The sequence below is a fragment of the Myceligenerans xiligouense genome, assembly GCF_003814695.1.
GTDB classification, from domain to species: Bacteria; Actinomycetota; Actinomycetes; order Actinomycetales; family Cellulomonadaceae; genus Myceligenerans; species Myceligenerans xiligouense.
This window is the reverse complement of record NZ_RKQZ01000001.1, coordinates 1,508,355-1,527,227: the sequence shown is the minus strand read 5'-3', so window position 1 is coordinate 1,527,227 and position 18,873 is coordinate 1,508,355. Positions and strand designations below refer to the sequence as shown.

8 protein-coding genes and 1 other RNA gene are annotated in these 18,873 nt (G+C 68.5%); 5 read left to right on the top strand and 4 right to left on the bottom strand.

Annotated elements, in window-relative coordinates:
- Window positions 1-601: 601 nt before the first annotated feature.
- Genes EDD34_RS06545 through EDD34_RS06535 form a run of 3 tightly spaced genes read right to left on the bottom strand, consistent with a single transcriptional unit; the run spans window position 602 to window position 10,793 of the window.
- Window positions 602-1,072: a hypothetical protein gene (locus tag EDD34_RS06545; RefSeq protein ID WP_123813845.1), complete on the bottom strand. Its 471-nt coding sequence runs from the start codon at window positions 1,070-1,072 to the stop codon at window positions 602-604.
- Window positions 1,072-7,629 carry an RHS repeat domain-containing protein gene (locus EDD34_RS06540; RefSeq protein ID WP_123813844.1) on the bottom strand — a complete coding sequence of 2,186 codons (6,558 nt, stop codon included), beginning with the start codon at window positions 7,627-7,629 and terminating at the stop codon, window positions 1,072-1,074. The genes EDD34_RS06545 and EDD34_RS06540 overlap by 1 nt, the downstream gene beginning before the upstream one ends.
- Window positions 7,629-10,793 carry a LamG-like jellyroll fold domain-containing protein gene (locus tag EDD34_RS06535; RefSeq protein WP_123813843.1) on the bottom strand — a complete coding sequence of 1,055 codons (3,165 nt, stop codon included), beginning with the start codon at window positions 10,791-10,793 and terminating at the stop codon, window positions 7,629-7,631. Before EDD34_RS06535 ends, EDD34_RS06540 begins: the two co-directional genes overlap by 1 nt.
- A gap of 908 nt (window positions 10,794-11,701) precedes the next feature.
- Between EDD34_RS06535 and EDD34_RS06530 the strand changes: the two genes are divergently transcribed.
- On the top strand, window positions 11,702-12,211 hold the full coding sequence (locus EDD34_RS06530; protein WP_123813842.1) for a hypothetical protein: 510 nt from the start codon (window positions 11,702-11,704) through the stop codon (window positions 12,209-12,211).
- A gap of 225 nt (window positions 12,212-12,436) precedes the next feature.
- Here the strand turns inward: EDD34_RS06530 and rnpB are convergent.
- Window positions 12,437-12,840, bottom strand: an RNA gene (gene rnpB / locus EDD34_RS06525) — RNase P RNA component class A.
- Window positions 12,841-12,927: 87 nt separating this feature from the next.
- Here rnpB and EDD34_RS06520 point away from each other — a divergent pair.
- The 4 genes from EDD34_RS06520 to EDD34_RS06505 all read left to right on the top strand — a co-directional run bounded on the left by EDD34_RS06520 (window position 12,928) and on the right by EDD34_RS06505 (window position 18,842).
- Complete coding sequence (locus EDD34_RS06520; protein WP_123813841.1) at window positions 12,928-14,232, top strand: MFS transporter; 1,305 nt, start codon at window positions 12,928-12,930, stop codon at window positions 14,230-14,232.
- Between the two features lie 163 nt (window positions 14,233-14,395).
- Window positions 14,396-16,729 carry a non-reducing end alpha-L-arabinofuranosidase family hydrolase gene (locus tag EDD34_RS21100; RefSeq protein WP_246012220.1) on the top strand — a complete coding sequence of 778 codons (2,334 nt, stop codon included), beginning with the start codon at window positions 14,396-14,398 and terminating at the stop codon, window positions 16,727-16,729.
- 206 nt (window positions 16,730-16,935) lie between these two features.
- On the top strand, window positions 16,936-17,766 hold the full coding sequence (locus EDD34_RS06510) for a YaaA family protein (RefSeq protein WP_123813840.1): 831 nt from the start codon (window positions 16,936-16,938) through the stop codon (window positions 17,764-17,766).
- Window positions 17,767-17,972: 206 nt separating this feature from the next.
- Window positions 17,973-18,842 carry a Nif3-like dinuclear metal center hexameric protein gene (locus tag EDD34_RS06505; RefSeq protein WP_246012219.1) on the top strand — a complete coding sequence of 290 codons (870 nt, stop codon included), beginning with the start codon at window positions 17,973-17,975 and terminating at the stop codon, window positions 18,840-18,842.
- Window positions 18,843-18,873 lie beyond the last annotated feature (31 nt).

Sequence of the window (18,873 nt, the reverse complement as noted above, 5' to 3'; positions counted from 1 at the left end):
GAGACAGGATATACAGTCCGACGAAGAGAAAGAAGAGGCCAGAGATAAACGCGCCAACCAGGAATACTGGGCTTTCAAGGAGTCTCCTTATCTATCCCAGCCATCCTTTTCACCTCCAGAAATCCCTTATTCCCTCATTTGTAGTGGCACCGAAGTAGGAGCCTGCGATACCACCGATAAACGTACCCGCAGCGCCCCCAACCGCGAGGCCGATTGGGGCAGTATCCCATGACGCTACGCCCCCGCCAGCGACGACGCCGAGCACCCCCATTGAGGCTGCTCCTCCAAGCGCCCTCGCAGCCCCGAACACGGACTGTGCTGTGAGTTTATTGGCAGCCTGAGTGACGGCCAACCAAAAGGCTGGGTTCTATCGATGACGAGAAACTTCGACGGGTCTCTCCACCGCTTTACCACATCGACAGCAAGTCATGCAAAGAACGCAGAAAGCGGAATCCAGGTCGCAAGCACGAGAACTATGAACGGCACCCCACTTCCCGCCATCCGATTCCCTTCCGCCTCACATGGCCCGCTGATGTTGTAGCATGACTCACCGCCGACGAGAAAGTGCGTTTGAGAGACTGAATGCGGGAAACGGCTGTGATCAGCCCTCTCTCCCCCGCGACTTTTGACGAGCCCGACGCCGTTGACGCAACTCCCATTCTCCGGGATCGTCCCGCCATCGAGGGGGCACCAAGAATTTCGGTCGATTGAACCAGATTATCGACTGCTGGAACCCGGCTCCAATAATCCAGACCGCTACACCGACGAGCATTCCCGGTATGAGATGGTCGTCATCCTCACCGAAACCACCGACCGTCATAAAGGCTGTGAATAGCGTGGCAATCGCGAACCCACATGCCGAGAAGGCGAACGGCACCAGCGAGTGTGCTCCACTCGGGTATTTCGATAACGATCCTAGCGCTCCCTCAATTCGCCCGGCAAACCAGCCATCACCTCCATGCCAATAGATCGGAATCCAAGCAACAATGAACAACGCGCCGGCGGCCAGGAGAATCGCACAGATCCAGACAATTGATGCCAGCGGGCCGTCAAACAGTCCTGAATAACCCATCAGAGCTCCCACCATCGACGGCCTGATGCAGCATTCTCTCTGGCGTTACGCCCGATCGCGTTGTTCGCACCACTCGCTAGCGCGGCTCCGGCGATGCCACCGATGATTCCACCGACTGCTGCACCGATCAAGGTTCCAGCGCCAGGGGCAATGAAGGAGCCGATGAGCGCTCCGAGCTTCGCACCAGCGATACCGCCCGCAACTCCCGCGCCAACATCGATCCCGGTCTGAACTGCGGTAAGTTCCCGCTTTTCAGCGGTGTCCATGCCAACGATCTGCTCGTTCTGATCCCAATAGATCTTGGCAGATATCGCACCGCCCGCAACGGCCCCGATTGGCCCGAGTGCCTTGGCGCCGCCAGTCCGGCCGGCGGCCGCGAATTCGCGCCAGCCGACACTATGGCGGAGTGCGGCTTGTGACTTGCCTCCGACAGAGCGAATCTGCGCGGTCTTCCCACTGCGCAGGTTGAGCGCCTGCCTCTTGACTTCCTTCGCCACACCGGCCGCTGCAACTCCCGGAGCGCCGGGGGCTGCCACTGCCGCTGCTGTTCCCGCTCCCTTGGCGGCAGACTCCAGGTCACTGTCGCAGTAGCTTGTGCACGGGGTTGTGGGCGGGTAATACGGCGGGGGTGCGACGGGTGGTCTTGGCTTCGAGCTTCGCTTCTTCTTCATGTGCTTGATCGAAGCCTGGATGTGCTTGTAGTCGTCGCGGAATCCGTTGCCGGCTTCGGGGCGCATGCCGGTGGGGTCGGTCCAGGTGGTGGGGTTGTTGTTGGAGTAGGCGTAGGCGTTCCACTGCTGGGGGTCGGACAGGTCCATGATCGGGTCGACCGAGATGAACCGGCCCAGGACTGGATCGTAGGAGCGTGCGCCGATCGCGGTCAGACCCGTGGCGTCTTCGGTTTTGCCGAGGTAGCCCTTGTCGCCCTTCCAGGTGCCGTCGATGCGGCCGTCCGCGTCCGCGTCGCCGACGGCCGCGCCGCGGGTGGCGCCGAACGGGTCGGTGTATTCCCTGGTAGCCGTGTTGTTGGCTTGGGTCACCTGTATCACGGGCGTGTCGTGGTGGTCTCCGATCACCGTGACCTGGCCGGAGGAGAGTCCCTGGCCGGCACGCATCGCAACCGTCTTGCCACCGAACTGGTAGTAGCGCGAGCCGAGGTTCGCCCGCCCGTCGTCGTAGGCTGTCAGTTCCATTCCGCCTGGCAGGTACAGAGTTGCTTCCCCGTCCTGCGTGCGGATCAGCCGGTCGCCGTCGGCCGAGTACAGGTACTCGTCCGCCTCGGTTTCGCCGTCGGTCGCGACCGAGGTCAGTTCGCCTTCCGCGTCCCACTCGAGACTCTGAGCGGGCTGACCGGCAAGGTTCCGGCCGGTCACGTTCCCGGCCGCGTCGTAGTCGAACGTGCTTGTCCCGACCACAGTCCCGGACGCGTCCTTCGTCTGCACCGCCTGCACGGCATGGGCGCGAGCCTGCCCGGCCGCCGGGTACGTGTAAGCCGAAGACAGAGCACCACCCCCGCTACCGAGCGCATGCTGTGTGGCCGAGGTGCGGTTGCCGACCAGGTCATAGCCGTAGGAGGTCCAGTACGCATCCGCGCCACCCAGGCCCGCCACAGTCCGGTTGGCCGTGGCACAGTCTCCGTTCCCAGGCGTCCAGGCGTGCGTGAGGCGGCGGAGGCCGTCGTAGGTGAAGCACTGCGCGTCCCGCTGCAGGCCCGAAACGGTGGGACGGTTGTCGATCCCAAGCACGTTACCGGCCGCGTCGTACCGGTAGGTGGCCACGTAGTCGTTCCCACCCGCGCCCTCGCGGGTGACCGACTGCTCGGTCAGTCGCCGCGTATAGGTGTCATAGGTCCACCGAGCGCCCACGGAGTAGTTTCCGCCCAGATCGGCGAAGAGGAGCTGCCCGTACTCGGAGTATTCCGATTCTGCGACGTAGGCTCCGCCCTGAGCACCGCCGACCATGGCGCGCGGCTGGTTCGCACTGTCGTAGCTCAGGCGCACGACCTCACCTGGCAACCCGCCTGCTGGTGGGAAGTACTTCGTGTCGGGGAGCCCGGTTGCGGTGTAGGTATGTTCGATCTCGAACTCGCCGGTCAGGCCTGCCGGAAGCGTGCTGTTCGACGGGACCGTGACCTTCTCGCCGAGCGGCCGGTAGTGGTGGTCGTATCCCGTCACGGCCGTCGTCAGGGCGACGCTCCCCGAATGCCGCGTTGCGGACGTGAGTTGACCCTTGGCGAGGGTGTCGTACTGCCAGGCGGACCGCAGCGCACCCGAGGCCGAGTCGTCCCGGGTCGCGATCTTGCGGCCGAGTGCGTCGTAGGTGTGGGCGAGCTTCTCGCCCCGCGCGTCGGTCGATGTCGTGACCTGGCCGACTGCGTCGTACGTGGATGTCGTGGTGCCCTTGTCCGGGTCCGATGCGCCGATCTGACGGCCGCGCAGGTCGTAGGTGTAGGTCCAGTCGTTGCCGGCTGGGTCGGTGACGCCGACGAGCCGGTCGGCGCCGTCGTACGCGTAGGTCGTCGCCTGGAAGCTGCCGGACGGCGAGCTGCCGAGGTACTGACGCAGTTCGGTCGTGTTCCCGCGGGCGTCGGTGATCTCCATGGTCGGCGTCCCACCGGTCGGCGGGTCGGTCAGTGTCCGGTCACCGTGGTACTCGGTGGTGGTGCGCCATCTTTCCTGCCCGCCGGACCGTTCGATCACGTCGGTGGCGCGTCCGGCGGAGTCGTAGCGGGTCACGGTCGAGGAGGGGACGTTGAACTTGAACTCCTCGTCCCCATCGCCGGTGGCCGGGTACACGACCGTGGTGACCGGGTCGCCCGTGGTGAACCAGTTGTCGTAGGTGATGTGCGCCAGCCCGCGGGGGTCGTAGAGCGTGTCGGTCACGACGCGGCCCGGGTTGTCCCGGTCTGCCGAGGGCGACTGCGTTTGCCGCTCCCGCAGCAGCCCGTCCAGGATCACGGTCGAGGACAGGTACGCCGAGGCATCATGATTCAGCGTCTGCGTCCTGACACCGTTCTGCCCGGTGTCGCGTACCGAGTACGTGTACCGGGTGCTCGCGGTGTCGGTCCCCTGCACGCGCCCAGGTTCCCACACCCGCACCAGGCGGCCAAGGCCGTCGTACTTGCCGGTAGTGGCGTTCCCGTTCGGGTCGGTGACCTTCACGGGGACGCCGAACGCGGGGTCCAGGTCGGTCGTGGTCACGTGGGCTGTCAGCGAGCCGCTACCGTCCGGGTCCGGGGTGGTGACCTTTGTCTGTGTCGTCAGGCCGTTGGTCTGCGTGTACGCGGTGGTCGTCGTGCGGTTCAGTGCATCGGTGTCCGCGGTCGGGCGGCCGAAGCTGTCGTAGGTGGTCCGTGTGACATCGACGTACTGCGGGGAACCCGAACTGTATGCCTTGACCTCCTGGCGCAGGGTTTCCAACCCTTCGGTCGGCTGGTCACCGACGTGGCCGCCGTCGTAGGCGAACCGCTCGTCGGCGATGACGTCGGCCGGACGAGACGCGGTCTGGTCGCATCGCTTGGAGACGGTCTCCGTACGTCGCACGAGGTTGAGGATGTTCTTGGACGTGTTGCGTACGTACGTCGTCTCGGTGCACCGCTCGTCACCCGAGATGGCGGTGTCGCCCCTCTCGGTGACCTTGATCGGCATGCCGTAACCGTCGTACTCGGTGTCCGTGACCACGGTTCGCACGCCGCCGGAGAGGGCCGGGGCGGTCGTGACGGTTTCGCTGGTGGCCACGGCCGTGTGGTAGGCCTTGTTCCCGCGTGAGTTCGTGGCTGTCGCCGCCGACCGCCACGGGGTGGTCTTCTCACGTTCCACGACGTCCGATCCGTCGTAGGAGATCACCTCGCGCTCACGCCCGGCGAACTCGTCGTGGTCGTTGATCCCGTCCACCTGCTCGCTGCGGGTACCGCCGTCGGCGTTCAGACGATCGCCATGCATGCCCCGGAAGTAGCGGGTCCGGGTGCGGATCTGCGGCGCCTCCGACAGGCCCGACTCGCCCAGGCGCACATCCACGGTCGCGTAGCCGCGCCACTGGCCCCAGGTACGCTGCTTGGGACGCACCAGTTCGTTGTCGTCGTAGTGCCAGGCAGCGTCGCCCACGTAGTCGTAGGTCGTGAGCTTGTCTCGCGAGCCGGGGATGCGGGCGTCCTCGACGATGCCCGTCACCACGTACTTGTGGAAGTATTCGAGGATCGGCTCGTCGTACGATCCGGCGGGGGTCCAGTACACCGGCATGCAGCGGCGCGTGTTCGTCCACGGGCTGACCGGCCTGTCACTCGCTGTGCAGTCGGGCGTCGAGTAGGAGATGTTCGTGGCCCCGCCGGACTCGGACCGGATCTGCACCAGCCTGTACCGGTTCATCGCCGGGCGACCGTCGAGCTGTTCGTTCACGCGGTTGGGCGCGACCGAGCCGGTGAACACGACCTTCGGCAGGTTGGTGACGTCATCCGCGTCGGCTTCCGCGGAAAGGCCGTCGTGGTCGATGTCGCGCAGCCACAACTGCTTGCCGGTCTCACCGCCCGGGTCGGGAAAACCGTGCGTCATCGTCCAGCGGTCCACGCTCTTGTAGGACGACGCGCCTGTGCGGATCTGTGTCACGACCTGGGTGGTGCGCTTGCGGGAAAAGAACGCCGGGGACTGCACCTGCGCGCACGACGACGTATCGTCACAGATCAAGTCCTCCGGAACATCCGGCCACCTGCCCGGGTTGGCGCCGATCTTGCTCGCCGCGCAGTCGAACGTCTCGGTCGTCAGGCAGCGTTCCGAGGGCAGGAACTCCACCCGCGCCGGTGCCACCACCTCAGCCTCGGTACCAGCACGCGTACCGTACTCGATCCGGCGCAGGAACCCACCACGCACATACCGCTCGGTCCCAGCATTGTTGTTGTACCCGTACCGGTTCCACTCCCGCGTCCAGATGTACGTCATCGAGTTGCCTAACGGGTCCACGACATAGTCCAGGTTCCACCGCCACGCCTGAAGGCAGCGCGAGGACGCGTAGGAGGAGTCGTAGCACGGCTCACCCGGATGGTTCCCATACACCGGCACCGTCCACCCCGAGTACAACGCACGCGTATCCGTCGCCGACCGCTGGTCCCGCCCGAACCAGTACTGCGTACCGTCAGACGTAGTGACCTTCCAGTACTCCTTGTCGTTGTCGCCGTTCCACCCGCCGGTGAGGCGCTCGACCTTGGTGTTGTCGTCGTCCTTGAGACGGTACGTATTCGAGGTACCGTCGCGGACGAGCTCACCGCCCTTGCCGCCCAGGACCAGGGTAGCGTTGTCCGACTTCCAGCACAGGTCACCCGTGTCTCGCGAGGCGTTGTTCGGCGCGTTGCCGCCCACCGAGGCTTGGTCCTGCGCGCAGGGGACGTAAGAGCGCTCGATATAGCCGCCCGCCGACAGGTCCCAGCCATCGCCGATCGCGCCCGCCTGTGAGTTGGCCGAGGCGACCTTGCCGTCGAGCGAGCCCGAGTCGTAGCTCAGCGAGACCTCCGGGTCCAGGCCACCCGGCGTGGCCGGCGTACGCATCGGGTAGGACCACGTGAACGAGCCCGTGTTTCCTGTCACGTCCCAGGTGGCCGAGGGGTCCAGCGGCGTGGCCGACCAGTCGCCCTGGTCACCCGAGGTGTCCGCGGTCACGGCGAGGACCGTCGTCGCGGACTCCACCTGCCGCGCCGTCGCGCTCTCGGCCGCTCGCGGCGAACGCGAGCCGCCTGTGCTCGGCCGCTCGGCGGAGTCACCGTCGCCCACCTCTACCTCGGCTATCAGGCTCGTCCCCGAACGATCCTGGTCGGCGATCTCCGTCTGCTGGCGGCAGTCGGCACCCTCCGGGGTTGTGATCGCGCAGGCGGGCATCTCAACCAGACGGGCGCGCGACACCCACTCCGGATCCAGGTCCAGTCCGTCCAGGTCCACCGAGATGTCGACCTGGCCAGCGGGAATGTTGTCGTCCGCGTTCTCCACGGTCAGGAGCAGGCCGGCGATCCCAGCGCGTTCTGCCGCGGCCCGGTCTGACACTCGAGCCTTCACCGCACCTGACGGCTCCGCGTCGTCGGCCGTGCTCGGCTTCGTCTTTCCGTTGGCCGTGCTGAGGTCGACGGTGATCGCGACATCGCCTGCCTTGCCGCTAGCTGCCTTGCCGGCCCGGGGCTCGAGCGTCACCTCACCCGGAGTCACGGTATCCAGCGGGTCGATCACCGCATCGTCGGACGCTGTCCGGGCATCCTCCGTGGTCACGCCGCCGTCGATGATCGACGGAGCGTCCGGCAGCGCCGTCGGCGACTGCTGGTGTGCCTCGACCGGATCCGCACCCGCGGCGGCGTCCTCGCCCCACAGTTCCTCGCCGTGTTCTGCGCGCTCCTGGAGCGTCCACGCCTCACGCTCCGCCGCAGAAGCGATCCGCTCGGCCGCTCCAGGACCCGCGGCCGCCGGGATCGCGAGCCCAACCACCGAAACGGCAGCGACGACCCCGGTCAGGACGCCGCGCGCGGCCCGGCGCTCACGTGTTGTCGTGCTGGTCGTCATGTCGATCCCCCGGTTGGTCAGAGACATCACGCGTCACCGTCGCCTTCGCCCATGGGGATCTCGTTCGGATCGCCCACCACGCTGTCGTCACCGTCGCCATCCTCACGCTCCGCACCCGGTGCGAAGGGCTGCTCGGAAGTGATGTCACCACTGCAGATCCGAGTGATCTGCCCATTGCCCAGCGGCGCGTTGTACAGCCGCACCTCGTCGACAGCTCCCAGCCACCGGTAGGCCGCCTCGCCCCCGTACATGCTGCGGCCCAACCGGACCGCACGATCGGCAGCCCACCGCGAGCCGGCGTACTCCGCCGTACCGTGCTCCGCGTCCACGACCGGGAACCACGCGTCGGGCGGGTCGTTGCGTGGGTCCGGATCAGTACCCATCGGGCACACGAACAGCGACATCTCCTCCTCGGTCGCGTTGAACACGCCCGTCAGATGCACCCATTCGCCCGCCACGATCGGCCGTAGCGAGAATGCCCGCGACTGCGTCGTCGTCCCTCCGCCAGCATCCGCGGAGTACATGCCAATACCCCAACATGCCCCAGGCTGAACGCCGGACTCGTCCTCTGGGCAGTGCTCACCGGCGAACACGCCCAGGTGGAACGACGCCCGGTTCGTTCCTTCCTGGGAAACGGCCATCATCGTCGAAGTACTGGTCGACACGTCCGGCCGCACGAAGGCCGAGACCGTGAACCCCGCCTCGAAATCATCCACCGTGCGGTCAACACAGGCGGAGGCCCCGTTCCCGAGGTCCTCGGTACGCCCGTCGGGAACACCGTCCGGTCCAGTGGTGTCGTCGCTACACCCGAACGCGTTGGTCACCCCGGTCGCGCCCCAGGTGGTCTCGTCCGCGTCGAACTCCAGCGCCAGATCCTCCGTCCGCAACCCGGCCAAAGCGAATGGCCCCGGCACCCGCGCGATGGTCGCGCCGACCTTTAGCGTGTGTCCCAGAGCACCCGCATCCGGTGTGGTCCGCGTCCCCTCGCTGGTGTAGCCGTACTCGTCCAGGTGCCAGTAAGCCGCCGTGGTCGGGAAGTCCACCGTGAACCGATGGTGCCGCACATCGGAAGTGTTCCCGGCGCCATCGACCGCCTGCACGTACAGCAGGTGCGACCCTTCCCGGTTCATCGGCAGGGTCACCGACACCGGTCCGCCCGGCGTCGACGGCGACTTCGACGAGCCCAGGCCATCCGAATCCAGCGAGTAGCGATAGGTCACCACGTCGCCAGAATTCGAATCGAACGTGAACGTCCCCGATTGGCCCACACCCCCGGAGATCTCACCCGCCGGGTACTGATTCGACGTCACCGACGGCGTGGCGGGCCTGCTGGTGTCCACCTTGAAGTAGCACTTCGGCGACTGATTAAACGTCGTGTTCCGGGCCGGAGAGCCGTCCAGCTGATCCTGCACGATCATCTGCCAGTAGTAGACCCCCGACGTCGAGGAGAACGTGGAGGACGGGATCGTCCGCGTGAACGTCGCCGGCGGCGTCTTCCATCCCGACCAGTTCTCCGTGTAGTACACGGACGTGCCGCCCGACGTCCGCACCCGGAACTTGACCCGCACCTGCGGCGAATCCTGATCGCGTGCCACGCCGCGCATGACGATCCCGGTCTTGGACGAGAACGCCGGCGCACCCGTGCCCGAGGTCGAGCACGCCTCCGGCGCCTGGCCCTCGAACTCCAGCTTCATCTCCGAAGCCCGGGGAACCTTCGGCGCTCGGTTGTAGACGATCTCCAGGCGCGGGTTCGAGTACCGCTTCCACGAGTACACGTCTGACGTCGAGGTCCCCTTCATCCCCAGCGTGATCCGCGCCGAGTTGTTCGACGCCGCCCACTTCGCCGCCGGCTTCACGTCCCACGCGATGTTGCGTGCGTTATTGCAGTAGTTGTCCTTGTGGTGGATGTTCTTCTCGCCGAGCTTCGCGTGCCACTTCGAGGAACCTGCGAAGTTGTTCCACGTCGTCGAGCTCCCGATTGCGGCCGTTCGCCACACCTGCACCGGACGGCTCGAGCACGCATACGAGTGATAGCCGAACACCGTGAAGGTGGCGGACACGACGTCCGACGACTTGAGATTCTTGATCGCCGTGAGCCCGGTCCACTGGAACGCCGACCGCACCACGTTCGTCGTCGGGCAACCGATCGTCGCCGTGCACGCGCCGAGTGGGAAGCTCGTCGCGTCGTTGTAGTGCGTGGTGGAGGGGAAGGCACTCTGGATGACCGCCTTACCGCCCGGCTTCTTCGTGCCGATATTCGGGTCGATATGGAGCACCCCGTCCATCGCAGCAAGGTCCGCGCCATCGACCGCCACGCGAATACCGGCATCTCCGTCGGATGCTTCAACCAGCTCGGCACCCAGCGCAACCGTCGAGTCGCCCGCCACCGGCGCCGCGGCGCGGCGCTCGTCCAGACGTCCCGCCTCGATCACTTCACCGTCAGGCGCCACCACCATGTCAGTCCCGGCGGCTTCCGCGTCAGCAGTCTGGGCTCCTGCTTCCGTGGCAGCCGCCGAGCCGCCCGCCACCGAACCGCCCTCGGCGAGCGCGTCGTCCGGCGCCGCCTCCAGAACCGCATCAGCCGCGGAATCCCAGGCCACGGGCGCAGGGAGTTCCGCGACAGTCCGCGCCGTGGCCACCTCGACCACCGTGAACCCGCCCGCTTCGTCGGAGCGAACGTCCAGACCGTCCGAAACACTTACCGGGAAAACCAGACCGCCGTCGGTCAGCCCGTCCAGCTCCGGCACCGCCGCCAGTGCGTCCGCAGACTCTGCCCGGATCACCTCGGAGAACGATGTGCCGTCCGCGTTCGGCGTCACAACAAGATCCACGCCCTGGCCCAGTGGGTAGAGCACCTGCCCGCCATCCGGGTCGATGATTGCCTCGGGAATCGCGAACGGCGTGTCCACGGCCACCGTGTGACCGTCCGGCGTCGTCAACGACGCCAGCGGACCGTCGGCGGAACCGCCGGCCGAAAACGTCAGGTCCACCGGCGCGGCCACCATGCCGATCCGGCCGTCGACCGGCTGAGCTATCAGCGTCGCGTCGACTTCACGCCACGAGGTCCCGTCGCCGTCGACGTCCGCGGGATCCGGCGCACGCTCCGCATCGACGCCTGCCGTCAACCGCGAGTTCCCATCCGGCAGGACCGTCACCGACTGCCACGGATCCGTCTCGGACTCCACCAGCACCTCGACTCCGCACGCCGTAGCAATCTCCCGAGCCTCGGACTCCGTCAGCGCGCTCGGAGAACACTCCACGGCCGCCTCGGCAGACACCGCCCCGGAACCAGGAGCCGCCGCAGCAGGACCCACACCCGAAACCGCGAGAGCCAGCACGGCAACACCGGCACCCGCGCGCCAGCCCTGCGAGCGAACACGTTGGCGGGCGCGCTCCCACGCACCCGTGACCCCTCGAAGCATCAGCATGAAGTCGACCCCCGCCTCATCAAGAACTGTTCCAGCACACCCCAAGCACGAGGCACGCAAACCGGGATACTAGACAAAGAACTCGCCAGGACGACGAGATCGGATGTATGCCCTAAAGGCGGAACAACAACCGATTCGACGCGTCGCCCCGCAGATTGAAGCGCTTTCCGCGCCGAACCCCGACCCTCACCCAACCAACCCCTGGGCGAAAAGTCGTTACCAGAACGTGACCAGCTTTCACCCACTCATGCCATCCCTGCGCTTCAGCACTCTGCCACCACGGCCATACCCGAACCGGGTCGCAGTACAGCTCGAAGTCGGACCTGGGGGATGGCCGGTGCTGGCCATGTTGGGATCGTTGGAATCTCGGGGTTCTGCGTTGGTCAGTGCCGGTCGGATCGGGCTGGCGCGGGACATCTTGTGGACTTTTCCTGGACTTGGCGACGGATGGCGACGCCGCTGATCTTGGGTGGCAGGACTGCGAGGGGCGGAGAAACTGGCGGGTCCTTCGCGCGGTGCCACAGAGGGTCACTGCCGTGTCGACCTCTGCCAGGTCAAGGCGCCGCTCGCGGAGCGCCCGGGCAGGCCCGCGCGTCCGGAACCTGGTTCGCCCGGTCTGGGCCGTCATACGATCTGCTGTCTGGCGGGCTGACATGGAATGGAGATGCTGAGTGAGTGCAACCGCGCTGTGCATCGACTTCATCACGTCTGGCCAGTTGCTCGGCGCTGGTCTGGATTCGAGTCCTGATGCTTGGGACCGGGCATTGGGTGGCGCCGACTGGCCGCTCATCGATGTGCGAGGGCGTCGGATGCGGCGCGACTACGGGTTGATCGAAGTCTCATTCGAGAAGTGGGACAAAGACTGGAGCTGTATCAACGCGAGTGTCCACGCGCATCGCCTACGCGGCGAACGGGCGCTGCTGGTGCCCCCAGAAGTCGACGCGACGTACGGGCCCATCGAACCTGCCGTGACCTTCGCCGAGGTTCTGGAGGAGACACTGGCCAAGGGCGCCGTGGTCGAGCTGATCGCCGATCGCGACACGGAACTGCATTCTCGATACTGGTTCCCAAGATCTGAGGTCATCGTCTCCGTTCAGGGGCCAAGCCATGACGCACCAGGTTCCATCTGGTCCGCCGGTAGGGCACGGGACGCTGCGAACTGGAAGAGACCCCACTCCTGACTCGGGTGCCGACCACTTCGTTCTGGCACCTCAGGCGAGCGCCTTCTGGAGTCAGAAGTTCGAGGGACGGTGACCCTGGATGGGCACACGGCCGGGTCCCAGATCCGCATGGCCGACCAGAGGGGGCTTGCATCGGAGCTACATCCGCGCCTGAGAAGCGGCGGCCGACGCTGCACAGCTGCAACCCGCACAACAAGCTCCATCGCAGCTCACGGCAGCAAAAAGCGGACGAGCCGGCCCGTACGCCGGGTTCTGTTTCCCGCACGAGGTCACCCCCGTGCGGGCGACGGCCATCCATCTAGGCCCAGCGTTGCCGCTGGGCTCGAGCGGTCTACCCGGGAGCTCGGGCGAGCAGCCCTCGAACACTCCCTGTCTGACCTTGCTCCGGGTGGGGTTTACCTAGCCGCCCCTGTCACCAGGGGCGCTGGTGGTCTCTTACACCGCCGTTTCACCCTTACCGCACCCGGCCTCTCGGCCGTGCACGGCGGTCTGTTTTCTGTGGCACTGTCCCGCGGGTCACCCCGGGTGGCCGTTAGCCACCACCCTGCCCTGTGGAGCCCGGACGTTCCTCGGCGCCGGCGCTTCCGGTTTCCCGGGACCACCGACGACGCGGCCGTCCGACCGGCTCGTCCGCGCAGGCCAGCCTACCCGAGCACAGGCGCCCGCGAGCATCCGCCCCTATCCAGGTGGTACGCGCGAGTGGTTGGATGCCCGGCATGACGATTCCCGTGGGTTCCGAGAACCTCCGCCAGAACCGCGTGGCGGTGCTGGCAGCTTTCTTCGCCCAGGGTTTCGTGTTCGTCAGCGCCACGCTGTCCATCCCGCAGATCGTCCGCGTGTTCGGCCTCGATCCCGGCGAGTTCTCGATGTTCCTGCTGGGCATGGTGCTGGCGGCGGCCGTCGGCTCCGCGATCGCCGAGGTGGTGGCCCGCCGCGCGGGAAGCGCCGTGGCCCTGCGCGGCGGGCTGTTGACGATGGTTCCCGCGCTGGCGCTCATGTTCGTCACGGGTCACGTGGTGGGCCTGGCGGCAGGGATGGTGCTGTACGGGATCGCGCTCGGCATGGTCGACGCCGGCTCCAACATGCAGGCCGTCACCCTGGAGCGTCGCTACGCCCGGCCGATTCTGCCGTCGTCGCAGGGTGCGTGGACGCTGGGCGGTCTTGTCGCCACGGGCGTCTCCCTGGGCGGGGTCGCCACGCTGCCGCTGGCGGCGGGCGCCGCGTTCGCCGTCGTCCCTCTTGTCGCGGCGTTCGCGCCATTCCAGGGCAAGGCAGTCCTCACGCCCGAGGCCACCGTCACCACGCCCGTCCCCGCCCTGCCCTACGGCCCCGATGCCGCCCTCGGCACGATGCCCGGAATGCTCCCCGACGGCGCGCAGGGGCCGGTCGTCACCTCAGGCACCGCCCCGGCGTCGCCCTCGCCCGATACTCCCGGCTCGACCCGCACCGTCGCCTGGGCCGCGATCGCCCCCGCCGGTATCGCGTTCCTGATCTTCTATCTGGTCGACAGCGCCGCCCAGGCCTGGGGGCCGCTCTACCTCGACCTCGTCCTGGACACTCCGATACGACTGGTCGCCCTCGCGACGCTGCCGTACCTCGTGGCGAATCTGCTGGTCCGACTTGCCGGCGACCATCTGACCGCGCGCTTCGGCGCACCCGCGCTCGTCCGGACGGGCGCGATGATCGCGTTCGCCGGGCTCGCCGCCGTCGTCCTGGCCCCGGCGTGGCCGGTCGCGGCCGCAGGGTTTTTCCTGACGGGCCTGGGGCTCGGCGCCGTCGCCCCGCTGAGTTTCTCCGCCGCGGGCCGGCTCGCGGGCGGTGACCGCGCCCGGGCCGACGTCGTCGTCGCCCGCTTCAACCAGCTCAACTACGTGGGCGCACTCCTCGGCTCCGTGGTGACCGGCCTGATCAGCACCGGCTCCTCCCTGCGAATCGGCTTCGCCCTCCCCCTGGTGCTGGTGCTCGCCCTGATCCCGCTGGCCCGCGGCTTCGGCGACCGCGAGGCACGACCTCAGGCGTGACCGCCCGTCTCACCCGCGGTCGAGGTCGTCCAGAAGCTCGGCCTAATCGCTATGGGCCGTGCCACCGGGACGCGCATAGGTGTATCGATATACCAACCGTGCGCGAGCGCCCCGCAACGACCGGGAAGCTGTCCCGGTCGGTCACCACAGGAGGTACACGACAATGCCGTCACGTATCGCCGGACTCCCGGGCCTCGGCCCCGGCGCCGGCCAGGCCCGCCAGAGAAAATGGGGCATGTTCGGCACGGCTGCACTCGCCGCCGTCGTCGGACTGACCAGCGCCGTCATCGCGCAGAATTCGGCGGCGGCCGATACCGCCCCTCAGCGCGGCTTCACGGCCGATTCCGTCAACGCCGTGGCCGACGCCCCGCCGATGGCGGACAACAACTTCCCCGTCACCCGGGAGGGCGCCCACGGCGACAACCGGTACACGGTGTTCCGGCCCTCCGACCCCGCGGCGGCCGGCGGCGAACTGCCGGTGCTCGCCTTCGGCAACGGCGCGTGCGCGCACACCGACAACAGCGAGGTCACCGGGCTGCTGAACTTTGTCGCCTCCAAGGGGTTCGTCGTCGTCGACACCGGGTCCGCCGACGGGTCGCCCAACGGCGTTCCCAGCGGCGAGCCCCTTCCGTCCCTGCTGACGGACGCGATCACCTGGGCCGAGCAGGAACAACAGCGTGGCGGCGCGCCGCTGGCCGGGCAGCTCGACCTGTCGCGGGTCGCCACCGCGGGCCACTCGTGCGGGGGCATCGAGGCACTCGTCGCCGCACAGGACCAGCGCGTGGACGCCGTCGCCGCGCTGAACAGCGGCCTGTTCGCCGACGGTTCCCTCGGCTACTCACGCTCCGAGCTCGACAGGCTGCACACCCCCGTGATGTTCCTGGACGGCGGGCCGTCCGACGTCGCGTACGACAACTCGCGGGCCAACTACGACCTGGTGGACCACGTGCCTGCGGTCCGGGCGTCGAACCCGGACGCCGGACACGGAGGATTCATCACCGGCGGGCAGATGGAGAGCGGGGCGACGGCCGTCGTCTCGTTCCTCGACATGGTCCTCAACGAGAACGCGACGGCGCGCAGCTTCATCCTCGACCCGTCGGGGCTCGCCTCCCGGTCCCCGTGGACGGTCGCCGACAAGAACTGGCCGGCCGCGCCGACGGACCCGCCCGCCTCGCCGACGCCGACGCCGTCCCCGAGCATCCCTCCGGAGACGACACCGCCACCCGCCGGCGATGCCTGCTCGGCCGCGCTGCGCGTCGTCAACTCCTGGGGTGGCGGCTACCAGGGCGAGGTGACGGTCACCGCGCATTCCGCGATCAGCGACTGGCGGGTCACCCTGTCCAGCGACATCACGCCGACCCAGGTCTGGAACGGCGACCTCTCCGGCTCCACGGTCGGCAACGTCTCCTGGAACGGCACCCTCGGTACGGGCCAGAGCACGAGCTTCGGCTTCATCGGCAGCGGCTCCGCCCCGGCCGACGCCGCGCTCCCCTGCTCCAGCGGCTCCGGTACGGACCCCACCCCGACGCCGAGCACCCCGCCCAGTCCCTCGCCGAGCGTCTCGCCCAGCGAGCCGACGGAGACCTGCGAGCTGCCGTCGAGCTACGACTGGACGTCCACCGGTGTCCTGGCGCAGCCGCGGTCCGGCTGGGTGTCGCTGAAGGACTTCACCACCGCCCCCTACGACGGCAAGCACCTCGTCTACGCGACCACGCACGACACGGGCGACACCTGGGGCTCGATGAACTTCGGCCTCGTCGAGGACTGGTCGCAGCTGTCGACCGCCACGCAGACCGGCATGTCGTCGGGAACGGTCGCGCCGTCGCTGTTCTACTTCGAGCCCCAGGACATCTGGGTACTCACCTACCAGTGGGGGCCGTCGCCGTTCATGTACCGGACGTCGAGCGACCCCACGGACGCGAACGGCTGGTCGGAGGCGAGAGCACTGTTCACCGGCAGCGTCCCGGACGCTCCTCATGGCCCCATCGACCAGGCGATCATCGGTGACGACGAGAACATGTACCTGTTCTTCGCCGGGGACAACGGGAAGATCTACCGGGCGAGCATGCCGATCGGGAACTTCCCCGGCAGCTTCGGCTCCGACTACACCACCGTCCTGAGCGACACCCGGGACAACCTGTTCGAGGCCGTCCAGGTCTACAAGCTCCAGGACCAGGACAAGTACCTCATGATCGTCGAGGCGATCGGCACCAACGGCATCCGCTTCTTCCGCTCCTTCACCGCCGACAGTCTCGACGGCCAGTGGACGGTGCAGGCCGGAACCGAGTCCGACCCGTTCGCGGGCCGGGCCAACAGCGGCGCGACGTGGACGGACGACATCAGCCACGGCGAGCTCCTCCGCACCAGCGCCGACCAGACCATGACGGTCGACCCGTGCCACCTGCAGCTGCTCTACCAGGGCCGTGACCCCAGCTCCGACGGCATGGACTACGGCCAGCTCCCCTACCGTCCGGGCCTGCTCACCCTCCAGCGGTAGTCCTGGCCCGCCGGATGGCCCGGGTTCACGGGGTGGCGCCCGGGTTCACGGGGTCGCGCCCGACGGTGGCGGGAGCTGGCGCTCTGGCGCACCCTGCGGCCCCCGGACCACGGCTACCCGTGGTCCGGGGACCGCTCCGTGCGCCGAGACGTCTCACGGGGTTCGTCGGCACGCCGAGGCCGGCCCGCCCTCGTAAACTCGCGGGCGTGCTTCTCCTCCTCCCGCCGTCCGAGGGCAAGACGCCCCCGGCCGACGGCGCCGCTCCCCTGGATCTCGCCACGCTCACCCACCCGGGTCTCACGCCCCAGCGGCAGGTCGTGCTCGACGCCCTCGCGGCCGTCTCCGTGCGCGACGACGCGGCCGAGGTCCTCGGCGTCAGCCCGAATCTCGCCGAGGAGGTCGCCCGCAACGCGCACCTGAAGGACGCGCCCGCGGGCCCTGCCGCCACCGTCTACACCGGCGTCCTGTACGCCGCGGCCGGACTCGGGACCCTCAGCGGCGACGTCGCCGAGCGCGCCGCCCGCGCGGTGCGGATCTTCTCGGGCCTCTGGGGCGCCGTCGCGCCGTCCGACCGCATCCCCGCCTACCGCCTCCCCATGGGGGTGTCGCTGCCCGACGTCGGCCCGCTGGCCCGGGCGTGGAAGCCGGCCCTGGCCGCGGAGCTGGGACCGCGCGCGGCGGGGGACGTCGTCGTCGACTGCCGGTCCGCGACCTACGTCGCTGCCTGGAAGCCCGCCACGACCGGACCCGGCGCCGCGGAGTGGGTCACCGTCCGCGTGGTCCGTGAGGTGGACGGCAAGCGGTCGGTCGTCTCGCACAACGCGAAGCACACCCGGGGCGTGCTGGCCGGGCACCTGCTGCGCCGCGCGGACGAGCCGACGACGGCCGCCGAGGTGCTCGCCGCGGCCCGCGAACTGGAGGGCCGGATCATCCTCACGGAGGTCACCACGGGCAACACCCAGACCCTCGTCGAGTCGACCCTGACCCCGCCGCCCCGCCGCCACACCCCGCAAACCCTGGAGCTCGTCCTCCGCTGAGCAGCGCCCTCCACACCGGCCACGACCACGCCATTCTGCGCGACCACGCCGTTCCGATGGATGGTAACGGTCCCACCAGTCGGAATGGCGTGGTCGCCAGGGCTCGCGGGCGCCAGGCCTCGCGGGCGCCAGGGCTCGCGGGCGCCGGGGCTCGTCGTCGCCAAGGGTCACGGGCGGCGGGCCGGGTAGGAAGTAGGCTCGCGGTCGTGAGTTCCGCACCCAGCCTGGCCGACGTCGTCCGCGTGCTCGACGGGCTGTACCCGCCCGGGACCGCCGAGGGGTGGGACGCCGTCGGGCTGGTCGCCGGGGATCCGGTCGCCGAGGTGCGGCGGGTGCTGTTCGCCGTGGACCCCGTGGCCGACGTCGTCGACGAGGCCCTCGAGTGGGGCGCCGACCTCCTCGTCACCCATCACCCGCTGTTCCTGCGCGGCACGCACTCCGTCGCCGCCACCACCTTCAAGGGCTCCGTCGTGCACCGGCTGGTCACGTCCGGGTGCGCGCTGCACGTCGCCCACACCAACGCCGACTCCGCGCCACGCGGGGTCGCGGACGCGCTCGCCGATCTCGTCGGCATCGCCGGCCGCCGGCCGCTCGTCGCGAAGGCCGAGGACACCGAGATCGGGATCGGCCGCGTCGGCACGCTCACCGAGCCCGTCACGCTGCGGGACTTCGCGCGGCGCGTGGCCGACGCCCTGCCCGCGACCGCCCAGGGCATCCGGTTCTCCGGCGACCCGGGGGCGATGGTGCGCACGGCCGCCGTCGTCGGCGGCTCCGGCGACTCGCTGTTCGACGACGTCCGCGCGGCCGACGTCGACGTCTACGTCACCTCCGACCTGCGCCACCACCCGGCCTCCGAGCTGCGCGAGCGCGCGCGGTTCGAGGCCGCCACGGCCGGGCACCCGGACGGGAGCGGGACTCCGTTCCTCGTGGACACGGCGCACTTCGCGAGCGAATGGCCCTGGCTCGCGTACGCGGCGGAGGATCTGGCCGCGGGGCTCGCCGCGGGCGGACTGCCCGGTGTGGAGACGCGGGTCAGCGACATCGTGACCGACCCGTGGACCGGCGTCGCGCGGTAGCGTTGCCCCGAGGTCGCGCCCGGTACGCGCC